Here is a 26,953-nt window from a genome sequence, read left to right as displayed (position 1 = left end):
GCTTCTCTAAGAACGCAGACGCGCCACGTCGTTGGTCCCCTCGGCATCTGGAGCAAGTCCATAGCTCATCCGGCGCATCTGCTCGATCACGCGCGCCATTTCATCATCTGGGAGCACCGGGGGTTCTCCGAGCGTCAGCGCCTGGACATAAACCCTGGAAAGCGTTTCCACCTCAATGGCGAGCCAGAGAGCCGCCTCCAGGTTGTCACCAAGGGAAATCTGGCCGTGCTGTCCAAGAAGACAGGCCTTTCGATCCATCAATGCTTCGAGAGCGTTGTTGGACAGTTCTTGCGTGCCAAAGGTGGCGTACTTTGCACAACGGATCGTGGTGCCACCTGCCACGCCGGTCATATAATGAAAACTCGGGATCGTCTTGTGATGACAGGCGAGCGTTGTCGCGTAAATCGAATGGCAATGAAGAACGGCATTGATGTCCGTCCGCTCCCGTAGGATATCCCGGTGGAAACGCCATTCCGATGAGGGCCGGCGGCCCTCGTAGGTTCCGTCGAAGTCCATCTCCACGAGATCCTCAGGCTGCATGGTATCGTAAGGCAGCGACGATGGCGTGATCAGGAAGCCGCTTCCGTGTCGGACGGACAGGTTTCCGGCTGTGCCCTGATTGATGCCGGAGGAGTTCATCCGGCGGCAGATATCAACCATCTGGCGCCGCAATGCCAGCGTTTCCTCGTTCATGGGGTCTCTCCGTTTAGGTGGTTTGGAACCGGTGCTGTTCAGAGATCACTCGCGATCGCCACTCCTTCGCGTAGTCCGGCAAGGCCGGACAATGGAATGGCTCGGGCTTTTCAAGGGTCACAAGCGGTACCTTGTTGGACATACCGTGCGTTGCCAGCAGCGCTGCCCCTGTAGCGACTCCGCTGCTGGCGAGATTGAAAGCCGTATGGCATTCGGGGCGCAGCGCGCCGACAAGGCTTGCATAAAGAGGTTCGCGAAGGAATGTCCCGTCGAGAATGACGAGATCCTTGCTGGACAATGCCTCCAGGCACTCGTTTGTCACGAGAGCAGCATAGAGCACTGCGAGGGTGAGACGTTCATCATCACTCCTCGGCAAGGGTCCGGCGATGTGCCCCCTTCCGGCGCTTCCCGGGAAAAGGCCGTCGTCCTGTCCAAACGATGGGATGGCCATAGTCCCTTGTGCGATGAGCTCCTGAAGAATCCTCGCTGAGGATTTTGCATTGGCTGCACCGTCGCCTGCAATGGCCGCGAACTCGCGCCCGGCCATGGTCAACGCTCCACCCAGAGGGCGTCCGTACACATCGGCATTGCAGGTCATGCCGCGGGTCTCGTTGAGGGTTGCCAGATCCGCATGATCGCTAAGCGCCACGATCCATGTGCCGGTCGAGACAACCGTCATCCGTGACAGACCGGCTGTCTGGTATCGGTAGAAATTGGCACTGGAATCGTGAATGCCGGTCAGGATGGGAAGGCCAGGCGGGAGTCCGTATCGACGTGAAAGCTCCGGCCTGATCCGGCCAAGGCGGTCCCAGGCAGGGTGAAAAGGGGGCATGAGCCTCCGCCAACCGCGCCGTTCGACGATCTCCGACCAGTGGGCGGCCGGAACATTCCAGAGGTGGGATTGAGCGCCCAGATAGGTCACCTCGGACGCCGCTACGCCACTCAAGCGCCACGCCCAGTATTGCGGCACGCCGAGGAACCAGTCCGCCTTGTCGAAATCCGACTTTGCCTCGGCTTCGATCCAGAACATCTGGCGCGCCTGATGGGTCGCTCCGAGCATGACGGCACTGCCTCGATCGAAGAAGCCGCCCGCTTGCGGCGCATAGGCCGCCCGTATGTCTTCGGGAAGCGCCTGTTCGTAGTCGATCATCGGGAGGGCCGGCGCTTCGCTCGACAGCTCCGCCTCACGCACGAGAACGCCCGCCGAGCCATGGCCGGACGTTACGAATGCGAGAAGCTCGAACCGTGTTGCGAATTCCGCCAACGTCGTCAAAAGCCATGTCTCGGTTCCAACCAGATCATGGCGGCGCCAGGGTGGATCGTCGACCGTGGCATGCGGCAGCGACCGGGTCCCGACGATGCTCCCCTCCGGCGACACCATACTCAACTTGACGTTCGTCTTTCCGACGTCAAAGACAGCAACGGCCTTTCCCCTTCCTGGATCACTCCCCTCATGTCGCATGCGAAAGTTCCCCTTCCATACCCTTCATGAGAGCAGCATCAGGCAGCGATGTTCGACTTCATTCCGACGATCTCCAGGGTTGGCTGTACGACGATCGGATCGGGTGTACCGGAGGCCATCCCATCGAGGATCGCGAAGCTCTGAGCGATGAGTCCTTCCACGTTCTGGCGCATCATGATCGTGGGGAGCGGCAGCGAGGCCGCGAATGGATCCCAGTCGAAGCAGCATAGGATGGTATCCCGGCAAGCCTCCCAGTTGGACCTCATGAACTCCGCGAAGCCCTCCAAGCTCGTAACGGAATTGATGAAGAGGCCGGGCGGAAACCCCGCTTGCTCCCCTGCCAAATCGTGCACGACGGTTCGTGCAGCACTCGGCTTGTAACCACATCGGATGACCCACTCATCCTGGACGTTGATGCCAGCGTCCTTGAGCGCCTGCGCGAAGCCCGCGGCCCGCTCGTCGGTCGCGTACTCATTCGCCCGGCCGCCGACGAAGCGGATCGTCGAGGGATCGCCGCTCCGCTCGCGGACCGCGTCAACGAGAAGAGCCGTAAGCTTGTACGACCCGCCGCGATTATCGGATACGACCGAAGGAGCGCCGCGCCCGGGCAGGTCGAGGTTCACGCAAGGGATTCCCGCGTTCACGCAGAGCGCATCGAGTTCGTCCGGATTGTCGACGCCGGTGATGATCAGCAACTCGACTTGCTGTGCGATCAGGGTTTCGATGACCGTACGCTCCGTTACCGGGTCGCGCTGGGTGCTCACAACCACCGGACACAGTCCACGCCGCCGCACCTCGTCCTCGAATGTTTCGGCAAGTCCGGCGAAGAAGCGGTTCCGGTAGTGGGGAATGATCATCCCGGCGAGACGCGACTGGTTCAACCGCAGTCCCCGTGCGCGGAGATTGATATTGTATCCCAACAGGTCTGAGGCTGCGAGAACGCGCTTGGCCGTTTCGGGATTGATCCGGTACCGCTGCCACGAGCCGTTGAGGACGAGACTGACCGTCGAGGCCGAAGTCTCCGCCCGCGCGGCTATATCATATATAGTCGACCGTTTTCCCTGCCTCTTGGGCATGCTCGTGCGTTCTTTCACGTGCCTGATGCTGCGGCTCATATCACAGTCCAGCACATCGCGTTGACGAATTAGCTAAATAGATTTAGCGTTTCGTCAAGTCTGCGGAAATGAGCCAGTCCTCCGGCGCAACGAACAATGGCTCCCGCCTTCGGCAAATTTTCCTTTGGGAGGAAAGCGATGCGTAGAGGCATTATCAGCCGCCGTACCTTGTTCGGCGCAGTGGCCAGTCTCTCAATCATGGGCACGCTGCCGGCAGTCGCGCAGGACCCTCCGACAATAGGTGTCGTGGTCAAGATCGGCGGCATTCCATGGTTCAATGCGATGGAGGCCGGCATCAAGGAGAAATCCAAGGAACTCGGGGTCAAGGCATTCATGGTCGGCCCGACTAGTGCAGACCCCGCTCTCCAGGTCCGCGCCGTGGAGGACCTGATTGCGCAGCGCGTCAACGTGATCGGCGTCGTACCAAACGATGCGCAGGTGTTGGAGCCCGTCCTGAAGCGAGCGATGGACGCCGGCATCAAGGTGATCACCCACGAGTCACCAGACCAGAAGAACGTGGACTGGAACTTCGAGCTAGCCTCTGCCCAGGGCTTTGGCGAAGCCTACGGCAAGCTTCTCGCTGAAAAGACGGGCGGCAAAGGCAAGTACGCCGTGTTTGTCGGCTCCCTGACTGTGCCGCTTCACAATGCCTGGGCCGATGCGGCCATCGCGTATCTCAAGAAAAACCATCCTGACATGCAACTCGTTGGGGAACGCTATGGCGTCGCGGAGGACGTGGATGCATCCCGACGCACCGCCCTGGACGTCATACGCGCCAATCCGGATCTGAAGGCGTTTCTTGCCTTTGGCAGCCAGGGACCGATCGGCGCCGGGCGTGCCGTTGCCGAACGCCGCAAGGGAGGTGAAATTCTCGTACTGGGCCCGTTCTCTCCCGGGCAGGGACGCAAGCTCGTCCACGACGGCATTCTCACGGGCGGTTTCATGTGGAACCCGAAAGTGGCCGGCGAGGTCTTCGTGACGCTCGGCACCATGTTGGCCAAGGGCGAGCCCATCAAGGACGGCATGGAGATCGCTGGCCTCGGCACAGTCCACCCGGATGCCGCCAACAAGGATATCATCGTCGACAAGCTTGTCCCAATCAATGAGAAGACTGTCGACGACCTGGCTGCGCTCGGCCTTTGACCCCCGCGCACGGAGCAGGATCTGCGTTGTTCTGCTCCGTCGGCGCAGCTTTCGCGTTCACGAGGTGGCTGCGCTACTACAAACCCATCTGAGCAAGGCTTGCTATCATGGTGGATCAGCAACCCGCTGCCGGGAGACGGCCCGGTCTTCTCCGCCTTGAGGGAATTTCGAAGCGCTTTGGTGGGGTTCAGGCGCTCATGGATATCTCGTTTGATGTTGCCGCAGGTGAGGTGCTTTGCCTCGCTGGTGAAAACGGCTGCGGGAAATCCACCCTCATCAAGATCATCAGCGGCGTTTACGCGCCCGAGCCCGGCGCGGTCATGGAATTCGACGGTACGCCGATGGAGCACCTCACACCAGCCCGGGCGCGGGAACTCGGCATCCAGGTGATCTGGCAGGACCTTGCCCTGTTCCCCGAGATGTCGGTGGCTGAGAACATCGCCTTCGAACGCAATCTCGGCGCGAAGCCGCACCTCGTCGATTACGGCGAGATGAAACGTGTGTCGCGTTCCATGCTGGACAAGCTCGGCGTCAGCATCGAACCCGACCGGCCGGTGAGAACGCTCTCCATCGCACAGCGCCAACTGGTGGCCATCGCCCGTGCGCTCGTGGCCGATGCCCGCCTCGTGTTCATGGATGAACCGACCGCATCCCTGAGCCATGCGGAAACACTCGCGCTTCTCGAGATCGTGCGCAGGCTGTCCTCCGAGAACATCGCCGTCGTTTTCGTCAGCCACAGGCTTGCCGAGGTTTTGGACGTCTGCGAGCGGGTGACGGTTCTGCGCGATGGGCGATATGTGGGAACCTTCCCGACGCAAGGCATGACCCAGATCCGCCTGACGGAGCTCATGACCGGGAAGGAATTCAATGAGCAGATCCGCGCCGGACGATCAGCCTCCAGCGAACCGATCCTGTCAGTCCGAAACCTGATGCGGCGCGGTCAATACCGCGATATCTCCTTCGATATCCGCAAGGGCGAGATTGTCGGCCTGACCGGCCGGCTCGGCGCCGGCCGGACGGAACTGGCCCTGTCCATTTTCGGCACGAGCCGTCCGGACTCGGGGGAGATCCACCTGAAGGGCAAGCCGCTCCAACTGCGGTCGAACCGCGACGCCATTGCGGCAGGGATCGCGTACGTGTCCGAGGACCGACTGTCGCTCGGCCTGGTTCAGCCACAGTCAATCGCCGACAACACGGCCGTCACGGTTCTGGACGACCTGACGAACAATGTTGGATTGCTGTCGTCCTCGAAGGAGGAGAGTCTCGTCGATCATTGGATCAAACGCCTCGCAGTGAAGATAGGTCATTCCGACGATCCCGTGTCGACCCTCTCGGGCGGCAACCAGCAACGCATCGTCCTTGCCAAGTGGCTGGCCACCAAGCCGACGCTCCTCATCCTGGACTCTCCCACCGTCGGCGTCGATGTCGGCGCGCGCCACGGGATCTTCGAGATCGTCCGCAAGCTTGCCGACGAGGGCATGGCGATCCTCCTGATTTCCGACGAAACACCGGAAGTCTACTTCAATTCGGACCGCATCCTGCACATGCGCGATGGCGCGATCGTCGCCGAGTACATCCCGGGTCGGACGCGTATGGAAAAGATCGAGGAAGAAATCCATGCCTAGGCTGAAGCAAATCGGGCCGACCGAGCAATGGCTCATCCTCGTTATCGCCCTGATCAGCATCTTTCTCGCGCTGACCACCGACACGTTCCTGACCCTCGTCAACCTGTTCGACCTTCTGAACTACTCCGCCGTCAACATCATGTTCGCGGCCGGCCTGCTCGTCGTCCTGATCGCCGGGGGAATCGATATCTCGTTTGCGGTCGCGGCCTCCGTCGTCCAGTATCTCACGGTCACCATCCTGATGCAGATGGGCGGCGGCGACTGGGCCGCCGGCCTCGTCCTGGCCTGCTTCGTCGGTGTCTGCCTGGGATCGCTGAATGCGGCGCTGATTTACCACTTCAGGATCACGTCGATTGTCGTCACAATTGCGACGTTCAACCTGTTCTTCGGGATGTTGATGTATGTCACGGGTGGCGTCTCGATCTATGATCTGCCCGACTGGTTGAGCACGCGCGTCGTCCTCTTCGAGCGCGAGACCGAAACCGGCTTTGCCGAAATCACCCTGCCGGTCCTGGCGATGGTCGTCGTGGTGACGCTGACCTGGCTGCTCCTGCGTCGCCTCAGCATCGGGCGTCAGCTCTTTGCCATGGGTGACAACACGGAGGCTGCACGGCGCCTCGGCATCAACCTCGGTGCGATGCATTATCTGGCCTATGGATGGCTTGGTGCCTGCGCCGGGATCGCGGGGCTCATGCAGGCGCATTACGCCCAGGAAATCGTGCCGAATGCGCTCTATGGACGTGAACTGGAAGTTCTTGCCGCCGTCGTCCTTGGCGGCGCACGGCTTGGCGGCGGGCGCGGCACGCTGCTCGGCGCCATTCTGGGCCTGGCTCTCGTCTCGATCACCCAGAACGGCCTGAACCTGCTCGGGGTTTCGCCCTATGCCTTCCGCATGATCGTTGGCGCGGTCATTCTCGTGGCCATCAGCGTTTCCGGCGACACAATGGGACGGGTGACCCGCCGACTCAGGGGACCGAAACTCGCGGGAGCCACCCAATGACCTCCATCGCGTCTCTTCTGTTTCGCCAGAAGGCGGGCGCATCCGGCGCAGCGCCTTCAACCAGGGGCGAGATCGCCGGCCTGCTCGTGGTTCTCGCGGCTGTCATTCTGCTGTTCAGCTTGACGACCGATCGCTTCCTCAGCGCGGAGACCTTCACGTCGATCGCGTTCCAGCTTCCCGAACTCGGCCTGCTGACGCTCGCCATGCTCATGCCGCTGATCTCAGGTGGCTTCAATCTCGCCATCACCTTCACGGCGAATATCTCCGGTCTGGCTTTCGCCTGGGTTCTGCAAGCATATGGCGGCGCTGATGCCGGCGTGGCAGTCTTCGCACTCGGCGTTGCGGCCGCGCTTCTCAGCGGCGCGATCATCGGCGGCGCCATGGGTGTTGTCATCGCCTATACGGGCGCGCATCCGATTCTCGTATCCCTGTCGATGATGATCTTCCTGCGCGGGCTCGGCGAGTTCCTGACCCGCGGCGGCGACATCTCCGGCTTCCCGACCTTCGTCGTTCACATGGGTCAGGGTACTATTTTCGGCATTCCGATCCCGCTTCTCATCTTCATGGCCTGCGTGGCGATGTGGACCATCCTGCTGAAGCGAACGCGTCTCGGTTTCGCAACCCACATGATCGGCTCGAACTCCGAGGCTACCCGCTATTCGGGCGTCGACACGCATAGGGCCATCATGCTGGTTTATACGCTCTCCGGCGTCATGTGCGCGATCGCCGGCATCGTCATGCTGACCCGGTTCAATTCGGTTCGTGTTGGACACGGCGAGTCCTATCTCCTGATCACCGTGCTTGCGAGTTTCCTCGGCCGAGTGGACCCCTTCGGCGGCTTCGGCCGGGTGATCCCCGTGGTGATCGCCCTCGTCGTCCTTCAGGTGATCGCCTCCGGCCTCAACCTGCTAGGCACGAACCAGCATCTGGCGACGGCACTCTGGGGCGTAATCCTGATTGTCGTGATGATCGTCCGATATGCCTGGGCAAGGCTGCAAGTTGGAGCGTTCATCCGATACGCGAGTGAAAAGCGGACATTGAAAGGGAGAGTGTGATGAGCGTCAGCGGCTTTGGTGTTCATACCGCCATGTGGGCCATGGAGTGGAACCGCGAGGCGGCAGAGTTCGCAATACCCGAAGCGGTCAAGCACGAGATCGACTTCCTCGAGATCACGATGCTTGACCCCGAAGGCGTGGACGCGGAACACACGCGCAACCTGCTTGAGCGGCACGAAGTCGAGTGCGTCTGCTCGCTTGGGCTTCCCCTCGACAAGCTGCCGACCAACAACCCGGAGGGTGCGCTCGACTTCCTGAGGATGGCGCTCGACAAATCCCATGCGATCGGCGCGAAGGCGATGAGCGGCGTCATCTACGGGGCCATCGGACAGCGCACCGGGGTTGCGCCGACGGAAGCCGAGAAGAACGCAACCGCGCGGGTTGTCCAGGAGGCGGCAGCCTACGCGAAGTCGCTTGGCATGGATTACGGCCTCGAGGCGGTCAATCGCTACGAGAACCACATCCTCAACACAGCCGAACAGGCGGTCGAAATGGTGGAGCGCGTCGGCGCCTCGAACGTCTTCGTGCACCTCGACACCTATCACATGAACATCGAGGAGAAGGGCATCGCGAACGGCATTCTGCGGGCTCGCGAGCACCTGAAATACATCCATCTTTCCGCAAGTGATCGTGGAACGCCCGGCGCCGATACGGTTGCCTGGGACGAGGTGTTCGCCGCGCTCGCGGCGATCGGCTTCAAGGGTGGCATGGCAATGGAAAGCTTCATCACCGTGCCCCCACAAATCGCCTCCGCTCTCTCGGTATGGCGCCCGGTTGCCCCCGCACGGGAGGAAGTTCTTGGCCAGGGACTGCCGTTCCTTCGGAATAAGGCGAAACAGTATGGCTTGATTTAGCTCGAGGCGTTCTGGCTCGGCTCGCAGACGCAGGCCTGAACAAGCGGGAGGTCAGGGGTGTTTCAAGCACGCTGGGGTGAAGCCAATACAGAACTTCACGGCGAATGGTCCTGTGGGCGTTCTCAAACCTCGTTGTACAACGAGGAACGGCCCCATGGCGCGATCGGGAATAAGCCCCCGACTGTGCTGACGAAATCGGGCGACGCAGCCAGCCCGTCGCCTTGATCAAGGACGGAAAACTCTAGCCTCGGGTGGTCCAAGCAAGGGGCTCAGCGCAGCGTTGGACGGACTCTAACCTCATCTGGAGGAATTCGCAGGGCTCACGTCACAGGCGGTATCCATCCGAGCCCTGACTATCGCTAATCTAGATAAGCGGGCTGGCCAATTCTCCCAAAATTATACCTTTTTATTCGTCGGTTCGTCGGCCAGACTCTTTATAGTCTGGGGCGAACTCTCAGTTGGCGTTATAGTCGGCAAAATTGGCCACAAGGCCAAGCTCACGGGAGGAAGAGGCATGTCCATTCTGTTGACTCGGCGAAACTTTGTGACTTCTACCGCCAGTCTTGTCCTCGGGGCCGCCGCTGGAGGGCGGATTGCCTTCGCTCAGGCGAAATCGCTTGTAATCGCGACATCTCTTCCAAGCCTATCCTTCCCGTTCTTCGTCCACATGCAGCGCCAGTTGCAGGCGGAGGCGAAGTCGCTTGGCGACATCCGACTAATCGAGACTGATGGACAGAACTCGGTCCCCAAGCAGACCGCCGATGTCGAGGCTGCTATCACTCAGAAGGTCAATGCGATCGTCATTTCGCCCCTGGAGGTGAACGCAATGGCGCCCGCCCTCGAACAGGCGGTGAAGGCTGGCATTCCTGTGGTAACCATCGACCGTCAGGTTCGTGGCGTGTCCGGCATCCTCGCCCATGTGGGCGCCGACAACGTGAAGGGCGGTGAAGCTCAGGCCGAAGCTATCATGAGAGCGTTTCCCAATGGGGCTAAGATCTTCCACTTGCAGGGACAACCTGGTGCTGGACCTGCCATCGACCGCAACAAGGGCCTGCACAACGTCCTCGACAAGGCAAAGGACAAGTATCAGATCGTCTTTGAGCAGACGGCCAATTTCGCTCGGGCGGAAGGGCTTTCAGTGACGGAGGCAGGCCTTGCTGGTAAGGGCAAGCCGGACGTGATCGTCTGCGCCAACGATGATATGGCGCTGGGCGCGATGGAGGCTGTCAAGGCCCGCAATCTCAGCGGCATTGCCATCTACGGCTTTGATGCTCTGCCCGAAGCTTTAAAGGCGATCCGCGCCGGGCAGATGGCCGCCACGATTGAACAGTTCCCCGGCGAGCAGAGCCGCGAGGCGATGAGGATCGCGGTCTCCTACGCGCGTGACAGCAAGAAGCCGGACACGCAAGTGAAGCTCATCACGCCGGTGGCGATCACCAAAGAGAACGTCAACAAGGCGGAACGCATCTCGGAAGTGTCGTAGCGGTGGCCGGGCTGGTTCCAAGCCAGACCGGCCGACTTCCGTGTGAACTCCGCCATGGATGACTTCTCGCCTCTTCTTCGGATCCGCGATGTCACGAAACGATTTCCGGGCGTCACCGCGCTCGATGGGGTGTCGCTCTCAGTAGCCTATGGTGAAGTCCATGGCCTACTGGGCGAGAATGGTGCGGGTAAGTCCACGCTCCTGAGAATCATCTCGGGCGCTCAGGCTCCCGATGCCGGAAGCATTCTATGGGATGGGCGGGAGATCGCCGTCCCGACCCCGCAGGCTGCCCAGGATGCTGGCATCGTGACAATCTATCAAGAACTGAACCTCATTCCACAACTGAGCGTCGCGGAGAATATCTTCATCCGCCGCGAGCCGCTGCGGCTGGGAGGCCTGGTCGATTGGAAGCGAATGCGGATCGAGGCGCAGGCTATTACCAGACGGGTGGGGCTGGACATCGACCCTGATATTCCGGTCGCGGAACTCTCCGTAGCCGAGCAGCAGTTGGTCGAGATTGCCCGCGGGCTCTCGATCAAAGCCCGGCTCATCATCATGGACGAGCCGACCTCTGCGCTGTCGGAGGCGGAGGTCAAGCGCCTTCTCGGGATCATGAGGGCCTTGCGCCAAGAGGGCGTGTCTATCATGTTTGTGACCCATCGTCTCGAAGAGGCGATGACGGTCTGCGATAGGTTCACGATCCTGCGTGACGGAAAGCTCGCTGCCACACGAGATCGCAAGGATCTCACAACGGCCGCCGTGATCGAGCTCATGGTCGGGCGTGCGGCGTCAGAGCTCTACAGGCGTCCAGCGACAAGGCATGCGGGCGGGGCCGTCCGCCTGAGCGTTCGAGGACTGTGCACCGAGGCCGCGCGGGCACAGGCGATCAAGCTGCGAGACGTCGATCTCGATGTGCGCGCGGGAGAGATTCTAGGCGTTGCAGGTTTGGTCGGATCAGGGCGAACGGAAATGGCGCGAGCGATCTTCGGCGCAGATCCGCCTGCCGCAGGGACAATCGCAATAGACGGGGAACCTGTCAAGATCCGCTCCCCAAGCGATGCCATCCGTCTTGGAATCGGACTCGTGCCAGAGGATCGCAAGCAGCAGGCGCTTTTTCTGCAGCAGGCCATCAGAAGCAATTTTTCCATTGCGTCCCTGGGCCATTTCCTGCGTGCGGGTATCTTTGTCGATGAACGCAAGGAGCAGGCGGCCCTGCAACAGTTCCGCGGTTCGATGAACATTCGCATGAGGAGCCCGGAGCAGCCCATCTCGAATTTGTCGGGCGGCAACCAGCAGAAGGTCGTGCTGGCACGCTGGCTTTCAGTGAAGCCCAAGGTGCTCCTTGTCGACGAGCCAACACGAGGTATCGATGTTGCGGCGAAGGCAGAGGTACACGAGCTTCTGGATAGGCTGGCCGCCAACGGCATCGCCATCGTGGTCATCTCGTCTGAATTGCCTGAGATACTCGCCATCTCCGACCGGATCGTCACGATGCGGGAAGGGCGGATCACAGGGGAGATCCGGGCCGACGAGGCGACGCAAGAGCGGCTGATGACCCTGATGACACTCGACCAACCCTTGGTCCACCGTGATCAGGCACCCGGTTGAGAGCATGGATTCATGGAGAGTAGGATGGCTCAGGCCTTTGAGGTAAACTCTGCAGCGCCGATCCGGAAGGAGCGGTCTCCCTGGGAACTGCTCAGCCGGTTTGCCCCTCTCATCTTCCTCCTTCTGATGATGGCCGTATTCGCGACTTTAGAGCCCCGATTCCTGGACCCCACGAACCTCTTCAATGTGATGCGCCAGATTTCGATTACGGGCCTCATTGCGCTGGGAATGACGTTCGTGATCCTAACTGCGGGAATCGACCTCTCCGTCGGCTCGGTGCTGGCGCTCTCCGCAATTGTGGCTGCCGCTGTCGCTAAGGGCTCGACAGGCAATTCTCTCTCGCTGGATTCCGATGAGGTCACTGGCTACGGATGGTTCGCCTCGCTGCTCACGGCTGTGGGTATCGGTGTGCTGTGCGGCTTCATCCAAGGCTTTACGATCACGCGCCTGAAGGTCCCGCCCTTCGTCGTGACCCTGGGAGGCCTATCTGCTTTTCGCGGTCTGACGCTCTGGTTTTCTGGAGGTGGTCCGATCTCCGGCTTCGACGCTGATTTCCGCTGGTGGGGGCAGGGGATGATCGGGCCGGTGCCCGTGCCGGTAATTCTCTTCCTGTTATGCGCTCTCATCTGCCACGTGGTGCTGCGCCACACCCGCTACGGGCGAAACGTCTATGCTGTCGGCGGCAACATGGAAGCAGCAAGACTGTCCGGCATCTTGGTCAGCCGCATCATTCTCTCGGTCTACGTGATAGTTGGTTTTTTCGCAGGCCTCGCCGGGTTTGTTCTCAATGCCCGCCTCAACTCTGCGGAGGCGGTAGCGGGGCAGGGCTATGAGCTGACGGTGATCGCGTCCGTGGTAATTGGCGGAACGAGCCTGTTCGGTGGCGCGGGGACAATTGCTGGGACCGTCATCGGCGCGACGCTGATCGGGGTTCTCGTCAACGGGCTCGTTCTCAACAACGTCTCGTCGTATATCCAGCAGGTCATCATCGGACTCATCATCATCAGCGCGGTCGCGTTCGACCGCTACATCAAGAACCGTCGGCGACATTGAGACGGATTGGTTCTGATAGGGAAGAAGCCTTCCAGCTGGGCTCACCGCTTGGGCGAGCTATTCGAACTTGGCACCAATTGGATTGGGAAGTCTCATATCAGGCCGACGCGGAGTTGGCCGTGGAGTCCAGGCCTTCAGCGTGCGCTTGCTTTCCCGATCATTCTTGCTAGCGGTGCCGAAGGTCAGTTCCTGGCAGTGCGCCCCGAAGGCGCGGATCACCAGTGGAGGAAGATTCCACCCAGAGAGTTGTCGATTGATCTGGTCGCTGACGAGCGGTTCGGCCGGGCAACCGGACGGGCCGGAGCCTCGTGACAAAGGTCGCTGTAAGGCGGCTGAGCAATCCGGTGGGCCGTCACGTGAGTGAAGCCTGAGCAGGCTATGAGCGTGACAATGCGGATGCCGACCCTCCTGCCATTTGGGGAAGGCCGTGCGAGCGGGGAAGCAATCGACACATGCACCCGCTCGATCCGCCGGGGTCGTGGGCACGGCACGTCGGAAGGGTGATGCGGGTCATCGGGGGAGACCCGTTCTGTGCGAGGGTAGCGGCCTCAACGGTGTTGTAAGACGCCGGCCAGGGCGGGAGTCGGACAGGGTCATACGAGCGCTGAGGCCGGGTAACGCCGGCGGAGCAAAGGACCCTGACTTCTGGTGCGCTTTCGACGATGGTGAGGGGAGGGTGATTGACGATGAGTCTAGCAACACCTGAGAAGACCCGGATCCTTCAGAGAAAGCTCTATTGCAAGGCGAAGGCGCAGCCCGCTTTCCGCTTCTATGGGCTCTACGACAAGATCTGCCGCGACGACATTCTCCGTCACGCCTACGGGCTGGCCCGCGCCAATGCGGGTGCTCCAGAGGCTTGTTGCACGGATGAGCGAATTGGTAACCGCAGCCGGGTAGCGTAGAGGCCTGTTCGGCTTCTGACCAAAGATTTCTACCGTGCCATTCAAAGCCAATGCCGCTCGCCGTCATCGTATCCCCAGGCAGCGGCACCGGGTGACAAACTGGGCCGAGTACGACGCCAGCTTGCGTCAGCGGGGCAGTCTCACGGTCTGGTTCACCGAGGAAGCCATTGCAGCCTGGCGGGCTGAGCCTCGGACGACACGCGGCGGTCAGCCCCACTATTCTGCCCTGGCGATCAAGACAGCCCTGACGCTCCGGGCGGTGTTCCGGCTGGCGCTGCGTCGGACGGAGGGTCTGATCGGCTAGATTCTCAGGCTGCTCGGTCTTGATCTCGCTGTCCCGGATCATTCAATCCTGAGCCGCCGCGCCGAGACCCTGGAGGTTCCAGAACCATGCCCGCTCTCCGCAGGGCCTGTTCACCTACTGGTCGACAGCACAGGACTTCGCTTATGCGGACCCGGCGAGTGGCTAATCGAGAAGCATGGCACCCGGAGACGCCGCTCCTGGCGAAAGTTGCACATCGGCGTCGACACTGAGACCGGGCAGATCCTCGCGGCGGAATTGACGACCAGCGAGGTCGATGACGGCTCGCAGGTCGAGCCCTTGCTCGACCAGATCCCAGATCCACTCGCTTCGTTCATCGGCGATGGTGCCTACGATCAGACTGGCATCTACGACACTATCGCCAAGCGCTATCCCGATGCTGACGTGATCGTTCCGCCACGATCAACGGCAGTGCCGACTGAGACGGCGGAGAGCACTCCGACCCAGCGCGATCGGCATCTCCGAAGCATCGCGGAGCATGGACGCACGGGCTGGCAGACGAGGTCCGGGTACACGCGTCGGGCTTTGGTGGAGGCCTCCATCAGCCGCTTCAAACGAGTGATCGGAGATGCACTGCGTTCGCGGACGGACCGGCGTCGCACGACCGAAATTTCCATTGCCATTCATGCCTTGAACCGCATGCTTGAGCTCGGATGCCCGACGTCCGTCCGCATCGCCTAAACTACAGACAGGGGGTGGGCTCAGTGCGTTCACCAACTGATCCATGCAACACGGTCACGGCAAGTTGCTGCCTTGGAGAAACGTCTGGCATCCGGACAAACCGATCCTCAGCCAGCTTCGGCTTCACCGAGCATGAGGACCATTGAGCCGGGATCTGAGCTACCTGCTGTGGCGCCAGACCATCGGATCTGAGGCAGGTTTGGCCGCTTGGCTGTAATTCTGGCCTGGAACACAGACTTGGTCACCGGCTCGGCCTCAACGTCTGAGGAGCGTTCGGTTTTTGCTCAGACCAGGAGGGTCACGACCGCCGTCGGCTGTAACCCCTCTGGTGCTGGCGGTTGGTCCGCAGCACCAACAGATTGCGCTCGTTCTGATACGGATCGCCGTTTCCAAGCTGATTCACAGGCAAAGCTTGTTCAACCCGCCACCCTTGAGGAGCCTCAGGCCGGCAGGAGGTCAGCTTCGCGCACAATGCGCTGAACCGGTCCGCTTGCGGCTTTGATGCGGTAGAGCGGCTCGCCATCCGGTCCACTCGGAAGCTGGCGCAAGATCTCGTAGATCCCGGCATTCTCGAGAAGCTTCTCGCGCGGCCGCACAAGCTGGCCGATCTGGAATCTGTGGTCCATGACACTTCCTCCTGCTCCGCGGGCGTGGTTCTGCTCAGGCAGTCCGCCCATTGATTAAACAACCGTATGGCTGTGCTCAACGTTCCCAATCCGGAGGGACAGTGCCTTGGATCGGCCGCAGGCACTGTTGCGCCCCTCCGGCTTCACGATGCCGGAGATGATCGAGTTGAACCGCAAGGTGCAATTGCTGCCTAACGGGATGGCAAAGGCATTGGCTTTGTCACGGGAACTTGAACCCAGCGCAACCAGGGCCGAACCACAACCAACAACAAGATGGAGATGACGGCAGCCATCAAGGCGCTTGAAGCTGTCCCTCAGGAACTCCCCATTGTGATCCACAGCGACAGCCAGTACGTGATCAAGGGTGCGACGGAGTGGCTCCGTGGGTGGAAGGCCATGGATTGGCGCAAGGCTGACGGTAAGTCGGTCATGAATCAGGATCTTTGGATGCAGATGGATGCCCTGATAGCTGGCCGAGAGATGAACTGGATATGGGCGAAGGATCACGCCGGTCATCCTGAGAATGAGCGGGTGGATGGACTGGCAAATGGTGAGGCGCGGAAAGTGGTTGGTTGGTCGCGGCCCCTCCCGGAAGTTCTCGTCGCCGTCCGAGAGGGGTTATCGTCACTGACCCACGCGCTACACCGACAGAAAATCCAGGTCACGGGTAGCCACTTCGAACGTGAGCCGGTACTCGCTTACGCCACTCACCGGGAATCCGGTGTCAAGTGGAGCGTCGTCTATCTCATCGAAATCAATAGCATCATTCAAGACGGTCAATGCAATGTACTCAATAAACTCCTGCCCAGTGGACGTAGTCTCAACCTCAAAGTCGAACGCAAACACGCCCGTTTCGGAAGTCGGCTCGAATAGGGTCCCGAGTGCTGCGACGAGTTCCTGCTGGGGCAGGTTCTCAAGCCCATACTGGATGTCGCCAACAGCATCCTCAACTGCGGTAATCAGCACCTTGGGTGGGAGGAAATGCAGCTTATCATTGATAGCAAGCCGTCCAATCATCGCGAAGGTTGAGCCCCCAGCATAGAGACTGGCTTCAGGATCATAACTGGCATCGAGCTTAATAAGTGATTTGACCAAGGATGCGTCCGCTTTCGCCTGTCCTCGGGTGTAGGCTTCCCCAACATCGTTGGATGCCACATCGTGCTTGTAGAAGAGGTAGTCTAGGCGGTCTAGCGGGTCCTCAGACTCAGATCCTAATTTCGTAAGACGGGTTTGACTGAGCGGCCTCCCCGAAGACGTCGTGAGAAGCTGCCCTCCAAATTCGCCAGCAGAATAACCTCCACCCCCGTAGTTTCCATAGGTTGGAAGTTCCAAGGCATCCTCCGTGCCTATCGGCAAGACCTCGCCTGTCGCTGGGTCGACAGGAAACGTTCGCTCCCAGTTGATGTAAGCCATCAGGCCCTCTCATGAAAAGTATCACGTGCACTACTGGGACAGCACAACGGAGCAATATGGCTCGACCATGTCAGCTTGAGCGGAGGAACATCCCTCTCCGGACGGGTGAGCTTCTATGAACTGTGATCAGGATTCTAAACTTAGCTGTTTCACAATAGTGCTGTCGGGTGCGTAGCGTATCACCCGGTGCGGTGTGCTCAGACACCCCCAGCGCCCTGGCGGAGTGAACGGCGGGAAAGCGCTGAGCCGATCCAGCCGACTTGAAGCAGTGCATCTTCCGTTCCCGTCGTCTGATCACCTGGTGTGAATTCTCCGCCCTGTTGTTCTTCCTCCGTCACTGCTCATGGCAAGCCGAGTGACCCAGCTCCCTTCGGGCCGCTCCATAGGACGGCAGCTTGTCGCTCACGAGCACGCGCGGAGCAAGCCCTGCTTCTTCAACAGCTTTCACATCAGCCTCAGCGCGGCAACCTTGTCTCTGCGTGGTTGCACGAGGACGTCCAGGACTTCACCTTCGCTATCGACGGCTCGCCACAGGTACATGCGCCTGCCTTGAATCGAGATCACCATCTCGTCCAGGTGCCACTGATCGCTCGGCCGAGGTTGCAGGCTGGCGCAGCTTACGGGCGAAGGTCGGGCCGAACTTGAGCACCCATCGCCGGATCGTCTCATAGGAGATCTCCAAGCCACGTTCGGCCAGGGTTCCTCCACATCCCGGTAGCTGAGGGTGAACCGCAGATAAAGCCATACGGCGTGCCGAATGACCTCGGGCGGGAATTTGATTCCGGCGATAGGACACGGGCTGCATCCCTACCCTACCGCGCAGCGACCTGGCTCGTCACTTGCTTCCCGTGAAAGTGCCAGCCGATCCACTGGCGCCTTATCCGGATGCAGAGCAGGATTACCGTGCGATCAAAATGCCTGCCTTTGAACATCCCTGTCTCCGCCGCTGTGATCGCAGTCACCGTAGCTGAAACTCTGAATCAAAATGTTTGCGACAAAACCTGCGAGATTGTTAGGGTCTGTTAGTTCTTGAGCCAGTCGAGAGTAGCGGCGAGGCAGAGTATGCCCATGAAGGACGAGGCCGTCTTCTCGTAGCGGGTCGCAACAGCACGCCACTCCTTCAACCTGGCCCAGAGCCGCTGTCAATGCCGTGTGAATCATCCCCAGAAGCGCCGAAGTAAAATTCCCCACTTCTGCCGCTTACGTCCCCAGGGGCTCGGGACCATTTTTCGGAGGCCGACCTCGCGGACGGGAGACGGACACCGGATTGGGTGGCGTGATCAGCGCCTTGGAGCGCACATGCTCGGGCATCAGTTCGGCGTGTTGCCGCAGCCGGTAGCTCGAGCCTTCGATCTGCACCACCACAGCATGGTGAAGAAGGCGATCCAAAAGCGCCGTGGCCACAACGGGATCGCCAAAAACCTCGCCCCATTCCGCAAAGCCGCGATTGGAGGTCAGGATCATGGCGCCTTTCTCATAGCGGGCGTTGACCAGCTGGAAGATCAGGTTGCCCCCGCCGGACACCACGGGCAGGTACCCGATCTCGTCAACGATCAGCAGCGAAGGCCGGCAGAAGAACCGGATCCGCTCCGGCAGACGCCCCTCACGCTCGGCGCGGGCCAGCATGCCGATCAGATCCGCCAGCGTGCAGAAGTACACGCTCTTGCCGGCCTTGACCGCCTCTACCCCCAGGGCGATGGCGAGATGGCTCTTGCCGGTGCCGGGCGGGCCAAGAAAGTGCACCACTTCGCAGCGGGCGATAAAGCCCAACTGCGCCAGGGTCAGGATGCGGTCCCGGTCGAGCGAGGGTTGGAAGGTGAAGTCAAAGCCCGACAAGGTCTTGATCGTCGACAGCCGCGCCATGCGCAAGCCGGTCTTGATGCGGCTGTTCTCGCGCAGGCTCAATTCCTCGGACAGCAGCGTGTCGATCGCCTCCAGCGCACCGATCTCGCCCTGCTCGAGGCGACGCACGATGGCATCGAGCGCCTCCAGGGCGCGCGGCATCTTCAGGCCAACCAGATCCTGACGGATCCGCTCCAGGGTCGTGGGAATGAGCTCCAGGGGCGCACTCATGCGCGCGTCTCCCGGGCCAGGTGACGGGCGACCGCGTCGTAGAACGCGAGCGAGCGCTGGGCGACCACGTCGCCGGTGCGGCCGACCGGAGCGACCTTGGCTTCACGCCTTTGCGGTGCGGGAAAGCTCTTGCGGTGGCCCGGCGCGACCCGGCGCTGGTGGCGGCCCTCCAGAACGGGATGGGCGCCAATCAGCTCACCCTCCTCGAAGATGCGGATCTCATCAGCCAGGGTGTGGACCTCGACCACGCGCCGGCGTGTGGCATCGGGCACGCTATAGAAGTTGCCGCCGACACTGACCATGCCGTCGCGCGAGATCCGCCGCTCCAGCCGCAAGACGGACCGGAAGGGGGCCAGCGGCAGAGGCCGCAAGAAGGGATGCTCCTCGGCAAAGGCCTCCATGACAACGCGGCGCGTGGTGGCATGAACGCGCGGGTTGGCCACGGTGGACAGCCAGTGCTGCAGCTGCCGGTTCAGGTCCTCGAGATTGCGAAAGGAGCGGGCCAGGAAGAAGTCCTCGCGGATGTAGCGGAAGGGCCGCTCGACCTTGCCTTTGGTCTTGGCCCGGTACGGGCGGCAGGCTTTGGGATGGAAGCCGAAGTGCCGGGCCAGGTCGATCAGCGCGCGGTTGTAGATAATGCCGCCGGGAGAGGTCTCGCCGGTGACCACGGTCTTCATGCGGTCGTAGAGCACCTCGTGCGGCACTCCGCCCAAAGCCTCGAAAGCCGCCACGTGACAGCGCAGCACGGTGGCCAGATCCTGATGCAGCACGAAGCGGGCCCAGATCAGGCGGCTGTAGCCGAGCACCAGTGAGAACAGCCAGACGATGCGCGGGGTTGTAGGCTCGTCGGCGAACACGACCTGGAACTGGGCGAAGTCGACCTGGGCCTGCAGGCCGGGCGCGGTCTCGAAGCGGACCTCGAAGGAGGATGACGGGGTGGGGCGGATCTCGCGCAGGAAGTCGGTGACGGCGGTGTAGCCCCCGGCATAGCCGTGCTCCTTGATCTCGCGGAACAGGCGGCTTCCGGTCAGGCCCGGGAAGGCGCTCACCCGCTCGCGCAAGTAGCCGGTGAAGGGATCAATGACGGTCTGACGCGGCTTGCGTGGGCCATAAGCCGGAGCCTCCAGGCCGCGTTGGATATACTTGCGCACGGTTTTGCGATCGAGGCCGCTCTGTCGGGCAATGGCTGAGACCGACATGCCCTGCCGGTGCCAATCCAGGATCATGACTAACTCCCCAAGCTGGATCACCGCATGCCCTCCTGATCATCAGGAGCAGCATCAGCGAAGAGGGCCTGCCCGTCTTCCCCGAGACGGCCAAACCAACTGGCCACCGCTCTCACCTGGGGAAAATTCAATCGGCAGGTCTGGGGAGTTTTACTCCGGCATCAACAGCCGCTCGACAACATTGCGATTATTGTAGATCCAGTCCGGACAGGCGAGCGGTGCTTCATTGGACTTGGACGGGATCGCCGGTCGAGCTCCCAGGCTCCAGATGTGCTCGCGAAAGGTATGACTGGTGTAGCCGCGATCGGCCACGACCCAGGTTGGCACGTCCGGTAGGCGCTCCAGCAGCGGAAGGGCGTGCGGCAGTTCATGCGCCTGACCGGGTGCGAGGCGAAACGCGATGGCGCGGCCCAGACCATCGGCGATCACGCAAGCCTTGGTGCCATAGCCGCCACGAGAGCGGCCAAGTGCTTCACGATCGTCTCGTTGAGCTTGAGAGCCCCTTTTCGGCGAGCCCCTGCGGCCTTCTGGTGCGCCCGCACGCTGGTGCCGTCGAGGAACGTCATTCCGAGCTGGATGCCGTGCTCCTGCACGAGCTTCAGCAGACGCTCCCAGACACCCAGACGCGCCCAGCGGATGAAGATCTGAGCCGCTCGCCACCACGGGCCGAGCTCAGAGGGGACGGCCCGCCACTTGGCGCCGTTCTCATGACGCCAGAGGATCACCTCGAACGTCCGACGCAGGTCTTGCGGCGGTGTCTTGCCGTTCGGACGACATTGTTCCACCAGCGGCTCCAGCATCGCCCATTGTGCATCCGTCAGCATGGCTCCTCCTCAAATCAGGACGAGCAAAACGCCTCCAGGCGCAATGAGTTCAAGCCCTAACAGGCCCTAGTTCTACCGATAGCGTCGATGCCGGCCACCATAACTGAGCCATAAGTAACTTGCCGCGCCGTAGTTGAATCGGAGAGGCAGCGCCTTAGGACAAATGAGGACAAGTGACGACAGGTTTTAGGACTTGACGGAAGGAGGGGCCGAGATAAGGCTCTGTGCGATGATTGAACATGCGCAGGTGTTCGAGACGACGAGGAACACTATGACAGCGCCAAACTTCGTTCGGCAGACCCAGTGGCTGGCTTTGTTATTACGCCGAGGCGCCAGGTCAACGGTGACCCACCTACGAATGCTCGCTCGGTAAACGTCCTATGCCCTAAGGAGCAGAGAGTAGTCGATGATCGGGGTCCAATTTCACCCTTTCCTCGCATTGGTAGGCTGAATGAATCGTCGGGCCCTTAGAGTGTCGGTTGTAGAATAAGGCGCCCCTTTAGAGGAGGAAATGATGGCGAGTGGAACACTGCTTACCACGTCATTGGTCGTCGGTTTCTTTTTGCTCTCCCCCGCCCATGCAGCCGACATCAAGGACCGAACCATCAAGGTTGGGATCGGATTAAGTGCCGATCATCCGCAAGGTCAATCGGTCACGAAGTTTGCCGAGATAGTCGGTCAGAAGAGCGGCGGTAAGATCAAGGTGCGGCTCTTCGCAGGCGGCACACTTGGAAACGACGTTACAATGATTTCGGCTCTCCAGGGCGGCACGCAGGAGATGACAATTCCAGACACCTCAACCCTGGTCGGGATTTCGGGATTGAAAGATTTCGGACTGATCAATCTGCCGTTTTTGATCCAGAGCGGCCAAGAAGCTGATGCCCTCTTGGATGGCCCGTTTGGACAGAAGCTCATGGCCAAGCTCCCTGAGAAGGGATTGATCGGGTTCGGGTTCTGGGAAAATGGCTTCCGCCAGGTCACCAACAGTCGTAGGCCGATCACCAAAGCTGAGGACTTTGCAGGCCTCAAGCTACGGGTCATTCAAAATCCTCTGTTCATCGACACGTTCCGGGAGCTCGGAGCCAATGCGGTGCCGATGCCCTTCACAGAGGTTTACACCGCTCTTGAGACCAAGACCATCGATGGGCAGGAGAATCCGCTCGCCACCATCCTCGCATCGAAATTCTACGAGGTGCAGAAATTCGCGGTCCAGTCCAACCATATCTACAGCGTTTGGGCTTTCCTTATGAGCAAGCGCTTCTGGGATCGCCTCACGCCGGACGAGCAGGCACTCATCACCGAAGCGGCCAAGGAAGCCCAGGACTTTGAGCGCAAGACCATTCGGGCGTTTGAACTTACGGCTCTCGATGAGCTCAAATCCAAGGGGGTGGAGTTTTCGACCCTGCCGGATGCTGAAGTGGCAAAGCTGAGGGAGAAGACCAAGGTCGTGCGGGAGAAGTTCACCGTCGAGTTTGGGCAAGCCAGTGCGGCAGAGATGATGTCGGAGTTGGAGCGAATTCGCTCGACCAAACAGTAAGTCTCGACGCTTCTATCGTCTCCGGTTGTCAAGGGAGGTGCCGGCACTCTTTGTCGGCGCCTCGAAGCTACAGTTCCAATACCACACCAAGCCTGCCCAATCTGTGCTGACCTATGCTGACGTTGATCGCGGCCTCGCAAGACGCTCACCACGCCAGCTGACTTGGTTGTCTCGGACGGGACGGGAATCGGTCCGGCCCAACGTTCGCCGGCAGAGTTGATGCCGCCGGAACGGTCAGGCTGCGAATGTCGAAGCGGAATGGATCGGTCTGAGCTACGCGCTCCAAATCTCAGTGGGGTTGCCAGAGCTCGACTTCCTCCATCGACACGGCTGCGAGATCGACCAACGCTGTGGCGTCGAATCCCGCAGCATCCTGTGGCCTGCGTTTGAGAATACACAGAGAGCTTACCGCTAACCCTTTCCGCGTCAGCAGAGGAACGCCGGCGTAGCAGCGGAAGGGAGCAATGGCGCATTTCCATAAAGGAGCGATAGGCGTATCCTACACGGGTCTGGAGAGCGGCCATGGTCAAGCCTGGACCAAGCTCAGTTATCTTGTGGGATTCCCTCAAGCTCTCAGCCGAGCCACTACGGGGGCGCGGTGATATTCTGGTTGTCGCTCGGATTAGGGTACGGGAGAGGGATCAGAAAAGTACTGCCCAGTATCGTATCAACTTTGAGCTAAACAGGCACCACGGCCTTGTGTCTCATGACACCGAAGTGCAGGTATCGGCTCCCAGAGGGGATAGCCCGCTCTGGAGATATTCAGGACGCCGCGACCTTGTTGTGGCAGTCAAAGACCGCTTCCTCACGACCCAGCTATACGCGCATGTCGCTGGTCAACTCGGCTGGCTTCGCAACCCGAGCGTCGAGCTAGTTGATGCCCTTTTTGACCCATGAGCAAATTAGCCTATCCGCACGGGAATATTGCCCATTCAGGATTGGTTGTATCGCCTTCACGCTTCCGCCCAACTTGTGCTGGTTTCCTTTGGAAGTGCCATTTGAGCCCAGAGCATGTCTTTGGGCTTTCTTTTGCCCGACCTTCGAGCCCCAGTGGTCAAAAGTGACCTTGGGAAAGTGGAGGCCCGCTGCGGACTGAGGCCCGAGCTTCCAGAACCATTGCCCAGCGTTCAGTGATTCCGCTTTGGTATTTTACGTGCATAGATTTTGCTCAGTTTCATCTCAGAGACTGGATGGATGTAGTCAATCACGCCGAGATACGCCACGAGTGCGACAAGCACGGCCCCGATGGCCACAACCAGTAAAGATAAGCTGTCCATAATACGCCCCTAATCCAAATTCACGCGGCCCAAGGCTTGATAAGATTATTGTCCCTTGGGCTAATTACATCAAAGTATCTGAAGAGTTACCCCATCCGTGACATGGGTAGGTCTGCACCTGGGATGCCAATGAATCGTTGTCCAAATTGTCAGTGACGCCCAAAACCAAACAGCGCCTTGATGATCTGAAAGTAGCTCGTTTTTCAATGCAGGAACCCTGGCCAGAGACCTTGACAATAAAAAGGCAAACGCTGGACGGGCACCCAGAATGAGGAGGGCTAAAGGCCTCCAGTTCCGGCCATGGGAGCGTAAAGTCAGACAGACGAGCGGCCGCTGCTAGGCCTTTGGATCTTCATCCCCAAGATGAGAATGCGGGTGGTAGGGGTTATACGGATAATTAGGGAATCTCCTGAGTGTCCTGACAATCTGATTGAGCGTTTCAGATGTGCCGGATTGCCCCTCATCGTCAGACGCCTTCCATGTGGTCCTCAGGATCATCGCTTTGATGTGCTTGGCAACCGGATCGTCCATATGCGTCATGAGACACCCTCCAAGGACCATCGAGGTTCCTCAGCAACCTTGACGGAATGTGCCGCACTTGAGGTCTTTCGCGGCAGTCAGCAGGTTTGTCTCAGAACTGGCAGAAACCCAACAGACAGCATAGGTTTAGCTGTGTAAGTGAGATGTACCGGCCTTTTATTCTGGCGCTCGGTTAAGCTCGTCAGTCGAGATCACCACATGGGTTAAACATCCAGGAACGACGTTCGCAGTCCTGGCGTTATCATTGCCGCGGGTTGCCGACAAACCTGCTCTGAGGTTCCTGGAGGGCTCTTATCGTGAACGTACTTGGTGTCAGCAGCCACTCCCCGCTCGACAAAGAGGAGCGTCAGTCTACGGAGTGCCCCCCGGACAATAAGCTGCCTGAAAACTCGCAGGAGAACCTCGATACAAGGCTCGACCACGCCATTGAGGAAACCTTCCCGACCAGTGATCCGATCTCTGTCACCATTACCAAAGGGCCTGAGCCTGATCGTCCTGGCCAGGAAGCCCGTTCCTCATCGGCGGATGACCAGCAGGCCCTGACGGAGCAGGACTCAACCGAGCACATTCTGGATCAGGTCCGTGAAGCCCTACACGACGTGACAGAGCAAGCGTCTGGAACAGCCCGTGATGTATATAATCGTGGCGAGCACTACGTCCGACAGGCAAGAGAGCGCAACCCAGAAGCAGAGCGGCACATTCGCGCGAGCCAGCATGCCGTGACCCAGCAGGTGACGAAGAACCCTTTGCTCTCGCTGTTTATGGCAGGTGTTGCCGGATATGCGCTGGGGTGGCTGATCCATGGTGAGAAGCAAGACCGCAAACCTGATGGGTCGGATTATATCCGAACCCGTCGCGGGTACGCGCCGCACCGTGACAAGCAGGGCTCATGTAGATTATAGCGCGATAGCGGCGTAGCCCTTGGTTAGGAACAACACTCTTTGGCCTGATTGATGCCATCCTCAACCGATCAATTAAGTTGCGCTGATGGCAAGCGAGCGGCAGATACAAGAAAACTTGGCCTTCTGCTTGCTTTCCACAGCCTGCCGAAAAGATTGTTAACGCGCCCTCAACGCCTCGCTACTTCTATTGAAGAATTGATTTGGAGGCGGCTATGGGAAGCAGCGTCGGGGGTAATAGACGGGGTTTCATGATGTCTGACGAGGAGCTCTTGCGCACGATTGGCAAAGACCTCCGCAGTTTCTACGCTGACATCATCTGCCAGCCCTTGCCTCCGAGAATCAAAGCTGCCCTGGCCCGCATTGATGACGAACAATCTCGAGACATCAGCCTGACCCAGCCAGCCTCACACTGGTGTAAAACTCGTCCTGCGCATATCTCATGATCGTCACGAAAGCAGCGTAACATAGGGCCTGGGCACTGTTGCAGTAACTTGAAAACGGCATAACGGACCTAGTTTAACGGGCCACTCAGGCAGCAAGACCGAGGAGCTGATTGACAAGACGGATTTCGCCTGTCGCGCGACGCTCCCGCTGGATGCAATGGCCGCGGCGGATCATGCGCATGATTTCAAAACCCGTCAGGGTCGCGGCGGCGGTTTTCATGGTCTGGAAGCCGCGTGTCGGACGGATCATGCGCTTGAGCGCGCCATGATCCGCCTCAAGGATGTTATTCAGATATTTCGAGGTGCGGTGTACCACATCTTTCGACAACAGCCCTTCGTTCTGCAGGCGCAGGATTGCCCTGGGATACGACGCCAGTTTATCCGTCGTGATGGAGGACGGTGGATAGTGGCTCATCGCCTTGAGGGCCTTACGCAGGAAACGATACGCAGCGTTGGCATTACGGCGATCGGACAGCCTGAAGGCGATCAACCGACCGTGCTTGTCGACCGCGCGAAACAGGTATTTCCACTTGCCGCCGACGCGGATGTAGGTCTCGTCCACTCTCCAGAAATCTGAGCGAGGTCCCAGATAGGGTCGGATCCGCTTCTCGATCTCTGGAGCAGAGCGCTGAATCCAACGGAAGATCGTGCTTGGACTGACGCTGACACCGCGTTCCTGCATCATCTCGGCGAGATCGCGATAGCTGATCCCATACTTGCAGTACCAGCGCACGCACAGCAGGATGATCTCGACCGCGAAGCGACGGCGCTTGAACAGAGACACGGGAGCGGATCCTTGATGAGCCGCTCCTCGCTATACGCCGAGGTTAATGCAACGGTGCCTGGAGACTGCCGTCATCGCAGCGCAAGATGATGATCTTGCCCGGAGCCGTCGCTGGTTCCAGAAGCGTCAGGTCTGTTTCGGAGCCGAATGGCAGATGTTCAGGAGAGCCAAGTTCGACCTGCTGCGGTATCGCGTGCTTCATGCCGCATGATCCCCGTCAATGAAGATGCGAGAAGCCAACTGATGCACCGAAAGGTGGATGAAGCGCCAGGTGCTAGGCCAATTCACACTACCGTCGGCTTGCGCGTTGCC

The 26,953-nt window shown here is 60.1% G+C and carries 19 protein-coding genes and 6 pseudogenes; 13 read left to right on the top strand and 12 right to left on the bottom strand.

Annotated elements, in window-relative coordinates:
• Positions 1-6 precede the first annotated feature (6 nt).
• From BB934_RS35190 to BB934_RS35180, 3 genes are all read right to left on the bottom strand, one after another.
• Positions 7-693 carry a class II aldolase/adducin family protein gene (locus BB934_RS35190; protein ID WP_099514441.1) on the bottom strand — a complete coding sequence of 229 codons (687 nt, stop codon included), beginning with the start codon at positions 691-693 and terminating at the stop codon, positions 7-9.
• 13 nt (positions 694-706) lie between these two features.
• Entirely contained in the window at positions 707-2,074 is a 1,368-nt protein-coding gene (locus BB934_RS35185) for an FGGY family carbohydrate kinase (protein WP_237050601.1), read from the bottom strand.
• Between the two features lie 119 nt (positions 2,075-2,193).
• Positions 2,194-3,231: a LacI family DNA-binding transcriptional regulator gene (locus tag BB934_RS35180; RefSeq protein ID WP_162299254.1), complete on the bottom strand. Its 1,038-nt coding sequence runs from the start codon at positions 3,229-3,231 to the stop codon at positions 2,194-2,196.
• Between the two features lie 237 nt (positions 3,232-3,468).
• Between BB934_RS35180 and BB934_RS35175 the strand changes: the two genes are divergently transcribed.
• The 10 genes and pseudogenes from BB934_RS35175 (at position 3,469) to BB934_RS35130 (ending at position 14,996) form a co-directional block, all read left to right on the top strand.
• Positions 3,469-4,413, top strand: coding sequence for a substrate-binding domain-containing protein (locus tag BB934_RS35175; protein WP_237050600.1), 945 nt, complete (start codon positions 3,469-3,471; stop codon positions 4,411-4,413).
• Between the two features lie 107 nt (positions 4,414-4,520).
• Entirely contained in the window at positions 4,521-6,038 is a 1,518-nt protein-coding gene (locus tag BB934_RS35170; RefSeq protein WP_099514437.1) for a sugar ABC transporter ATP-binding protein, read from the top strand.
• Positions 6,031-7,038 (top strand): ABC transporter permease, encoded by a 1,008-nt coding sequence (locus BB934_RS35165; protein ID WP_099514436.1) that lies wholly within the window; start codon positions 6,031-6,033, stop codon positions 7,036-7,038. Before BB934_RS35170 ends, BB934_RS35165 begins: the two co-directional genes overlap by 8 nt.
• A complete protein-coding gene (locus BB934_RS35160) occupies positions 7,035-8,093 on the top strand; it encodes an ABC transporter permease (RefSeq protein WP_099514435.1) in 1,059 nt (352 codons plus the stop codon). The genes BB934_RS35165 and BB934_RS35160 overlap by 4 nt, the downstream gene beginning before the upstream one ends.
• The gene (locus tag BB934_RS35155; RefSeq protein WP_099514434.1) at positions 8,093-8,947 is read left to right on the top strand and encodes a sugar phosphate isomerase/epimerase family protein; all 855 of its coding nucleotides are present in this window, start codon (positions 8,093-8,095) and stop codon (positions 8,945-8,947) included. The genes BB934_RS35160 and BB934_RS35155 overlap by 1 nt, the downstream gene beginning before the upstream one ends.
• 514 nt (positions 8,948-9,461) lie before the next feature.
• Positions 9,462-10,430, top strand: a complete 969-nt coding sequence (locus BB934_RS35150; protein ID WP_099514433.1) for a substrate-binding domain-containing protein — start codon at positions 9,462-9,464, stop codon at positions 10,428-10,430.
• A 54-nt stretch (positions 10,431-10,484) separates the two neighbouring features.
• Positions 10,485-12,038 (top strand): sugar ABC transporter ATP-binding protein, encoded by a 1,554-nt coding sequence (locus tag BB934_RS35145; RefSeq protein WP_099514432.1) that lies wholly within the window; start codon positions 10,485-10,487, stop codon positions 12,036-12,038.
• Between the two features lie 24 nt (positions 12,039-12,062).
• Positions 12,063-13,091: an ABC transporter permease gene (locus BB934_RS35140; protein WP_099514431.1), complete on the top strand. Its 1,029-nt coding sequence runs from the start codon at positions 12,063-12,065 to the stop codon at positions 13,089-13,091.
• Between the two features lie 686 nt (positions 13,092-13,777).
• Positions 13,778-13,993 carry a hypothetical protein gene (locus BB934_RS35135; protein ID WP_418294811.1) on the top strand — a complete coding sequence of 72 codons (216 nt, stop codon included), beginning with the start codon at positions 13,778-13,780 and terminating at the stop codon, positions 13,991-13,993.
• Positions 13,994-14,027: 34 nt separating this feature from the next.
• Positions 14,028-14,996, top strand: a pseudogene (locus BB934_RS35130) (IS5 family transposase).
• Between the two features lie 440 nt (positions 14,997-15,436).
• Here BB934_RS35130 and BB934_RS35125 read toward each other — a convergent pair.
• The gene (locus tag BB934_RS35125; RefSeq protein ID WP_099514146.1) at positions 15,437-15,622 is read right to left on the bottom strand and encodes a hypothetical protein; all 186 of its coding nucleotides are present in this window, start codon (positions 15,620-15,622) and stop codon (positions 15,437-15,439) included.
• Positions 15,623-15,895: 273 nt separating this feature from the next.
• On the opposite strand from BB934_RS35125, the pseudogene BB934_RS35115 reads away from it, so the two are divergent.
• Positions 15,896-16,117: pseudogene (locus tag BB934_RS35115) on the top strand (RNase H family protein); the annotation flags it as partial.
• A gap of 144 nt (positions 16,118-16,261) precedes the next feature.
• On the opposite strand, the gene BB934_RS48465 reads toward BB934_RS35115, so the two are convergent.
• The 6 genes and pseudogenes from BB934_RS48465 to BB934_RS35090 form a co-directional block, all read right to left on the bottom strand.
• Entirely contained in the window at positions 16,262-17,035 is a 774-nt protein-coding gene (locus tag BB934_RS48465; protein WP_162299253.1) for a hypothetical protein, read from the bottom strand.
• Between the two features lie 70 nt (positions 17,036-17,105).
• A pseudogene (locus tag BB934_RS49635) lies at positions 17,106-17,840 on the bottom strand (IS6 family transposase).
• Between the two features lie 217 nt (positions 17,841-18,057).
• A pseudogene (locus BB934_RS35105) lies at positions 18,058-18,177 on the bottom strand (transposase); the annotation flags it as partial.
• Between the two features lie 58 nt (positions 18,178-18,235).
• Complete coding sequence (gene istB / locus BB934_RS35100; protein ID WP_099514429.1) at positions 18,236-19,108, bottom strand: IS21-like element helper ATPase IstB; 873 nt, start codon at positions 19,106-19,108, stop codon at positions 18,236-18,238.
• Positions 19,105-20,358 (bottom strand): IS21 family transposase, encoded by a 1,254-nt coding sequence (gene istA, locus BB934_RS35095; protein WP_099514078.1) that lies wholly within the window; start codon positions 20,356-20,358, stop codon positions 19,105-19,107. Before istA ends, istB begins: the two co-directional genes overlap by 4 nt.
• Before the next feature lie 141 nt (positions 20,359-20,499).
• Positions 20,500-21,158, bottom strand: a pseudogene (locus BB934_RS35090) (IS5 family transposase); the annotation flags it as partial.
• A 511-nt stretch (positions 21,159-21,669) separates the two neighbouring features.
• Between BB934_RS35090 and BB934_RS35085 the strand changes: the two are divergent.
• Positions 21,670-22,695, top strand: a complete 1,026-nt coding sequence (locus BB934_RS35085) for a TRAP transporter substrate-binding protein (protein ID WP_418294810.1) — start codon at positions 21,670-21,672, stop codon at positions 22,693-22,695.
• A 1,613-nt stretch (positions 22,696-24,308) separates the two neighbouring features.
• Here BB934_RS35085 and BB934_RS35075 read toward each other — a convergent pair.
• Positions 24,309-24,512: a hypothetical protein gene (locus tag BB934_RS35075; RefSeq protein WP_099514426.1), complete on the bottom strand. Its 204-nt coding sequence runs from the start codon at positions 24,510-24,512 to the stop codon at positions 24,309-24,311.
• Between the two features lie 296 nt (positions 24,513-24,808).
• Between BB934_RS35075 and BB934_RS51200 the strand changes: the two are divergent.
• Positions 24,809-24,988, top strand: a pseudogene (locus BB934_RS51200) (hypothetical protein); the annotation flags it as partial.
• Positions 24,989-25,942: 954 nt separating this feature from the next.
• Here BB934_RS51200 and BB934_RS35060 read toward each other — a convergent pair.
• Positions 25,943-26,641 carry an IS6 family transposase gene (locus BB934_RS35060; RefSeq protein WP_099514424.1) on the bottom strand — a complete coding sequence of 233 codons (699 nt, stop codon included), beginning with the start codon at positions 26,639-26,641 and terminating at the stop codon, positions 25,943-25,945.
• Positions 26,642-26,953: the final 312 nt, after the last annotated feature.

The sequence above is a fragment of the Microvirga ossetica genome (assembly GCF_002741015.1).
Classification (GTDB): Bacteria; Pseudomonadota; Alphaproteobacteria; order Rhizobiales; family Beijerinckiaceae; genus Microvirga; species Microvirga ossetica.
Note: the sequence above shows the minus strand (reverse complement) of the source record. Positions and strands in the feature narration are given on the sequence as shown.

Coding starts and splice junctions, on each gene's coding strand:
- istB (WP_099514429.1), bottom strand. CDS start 19,108: ATGAGTGCGCCCCTGGAGCTCATTCCCACGACCCTGGAGCGGATCCGT.
- BB934_RS35175 (WP_237050600.1), top strand. CDS start 3,469: ATGGGCACGCTGCCGGCAGTCGCGCAGGACCCTCCGACAATAGGTGTC.
- BB934_RS35170 (WP_099514437.1), top strand. CDS start 4,521: ATGGTGGATCAGCAACCCGCTGCCGGGAGACGGCCCGGTCTTCTCCGC.
- BB934_RS35165 (WP_099514436.1), top strand. CDS start 6,031: ATGCCTAGGCTGAAGCAAATCGGGCCGACCGAGCAATGGCTCATCCTC.
- BB934_RS35150 (WP_099514433.1), top strand. CDS start 9,462: ATGTCCATTCTGTTGACTCGGCGAAACTTTGTGACTTCTACCGCCAGT.
- BB934_RS35075 (WP_099514426.1), bottom strand. CDS start 24,512: ATGACGCATATGGACGATCCGGTTGCCAAGCACATCAAAGCGATGATC.
- BB934_RS35135 (WP_418294811.1), top strand. CDS start 13,778: ATGAGTCTAGCAACACCTGAGAAGACCCGGATCCTTCAGAGAAAGCTC.
- BB934_RS35125 (WP_099514146.1), bottom strand. CDS start 15,622: ATGGACCACAGATTCCAGATCGGCCAGCTTGTGCGGCCGCGCGAGAAG.
- BB934_RS35160 (WP_099514435.1), top strand. CDS start 7,035: ATGACCTCCATCGCGTCTCTTCTGTTTCGCCAGAAGGCGGGCGCATCC.
- BB934_RS35140 (WP_099514431.1), top strand. CDS start 12,063: ATGGCTCAGGCCTTTGAGGTAAACTCTGCAGCGCCGATCCGGAAGGAG.
- BB934_RS35145 (WP_099514432.1), top strand. CDS start 10,485: ATGGATGACTTCTCGCCTCTTCTTCGGATCCGCGATGTCACGAAACGA.
- BB934_RS35180 (WP_162299254.1), bottom strand. CDS start 3,231: ATGCCCAAGAGGCAGGGAAAACGGTCGACTATATATGATATAGCCGCG.
- BB934_RS35155 (WP_099514434.1), top strand. CDS start 8,093: ATGAGCGTCAGCGGCTTTGGTGTTCATACCGCCATGTGGGCCATGGAG.
- BB934_RS35190 (WP_099514441.1), bottom strand. CDS start 693: ATGAACGAGGAAACGCTGGCATTGCGGCGCCAGATGGTTGATATCTGC.
- BB934_RS35185 (WP_237050601.1), bottom strand. CDS start 2,074: ATGGTGTCGCCGGAGGGGAGCATCGTCGGGACCCGGTCGCTGCCGCAT.
- BB934_RS48465 (WP_162299253.1), bottom strand. CDS start 17,035: ATGGCTTACATCAACTGGGAGCGAACGTTTCCTGTCGACCCAGCGACA.
- BB934_RS35085 (WP_418294810.1), top strand. CDS start 21,670: ATGATGGCGAGTGGAACACTGCTTACCACGTCATTGGTCGTCGGTTTC.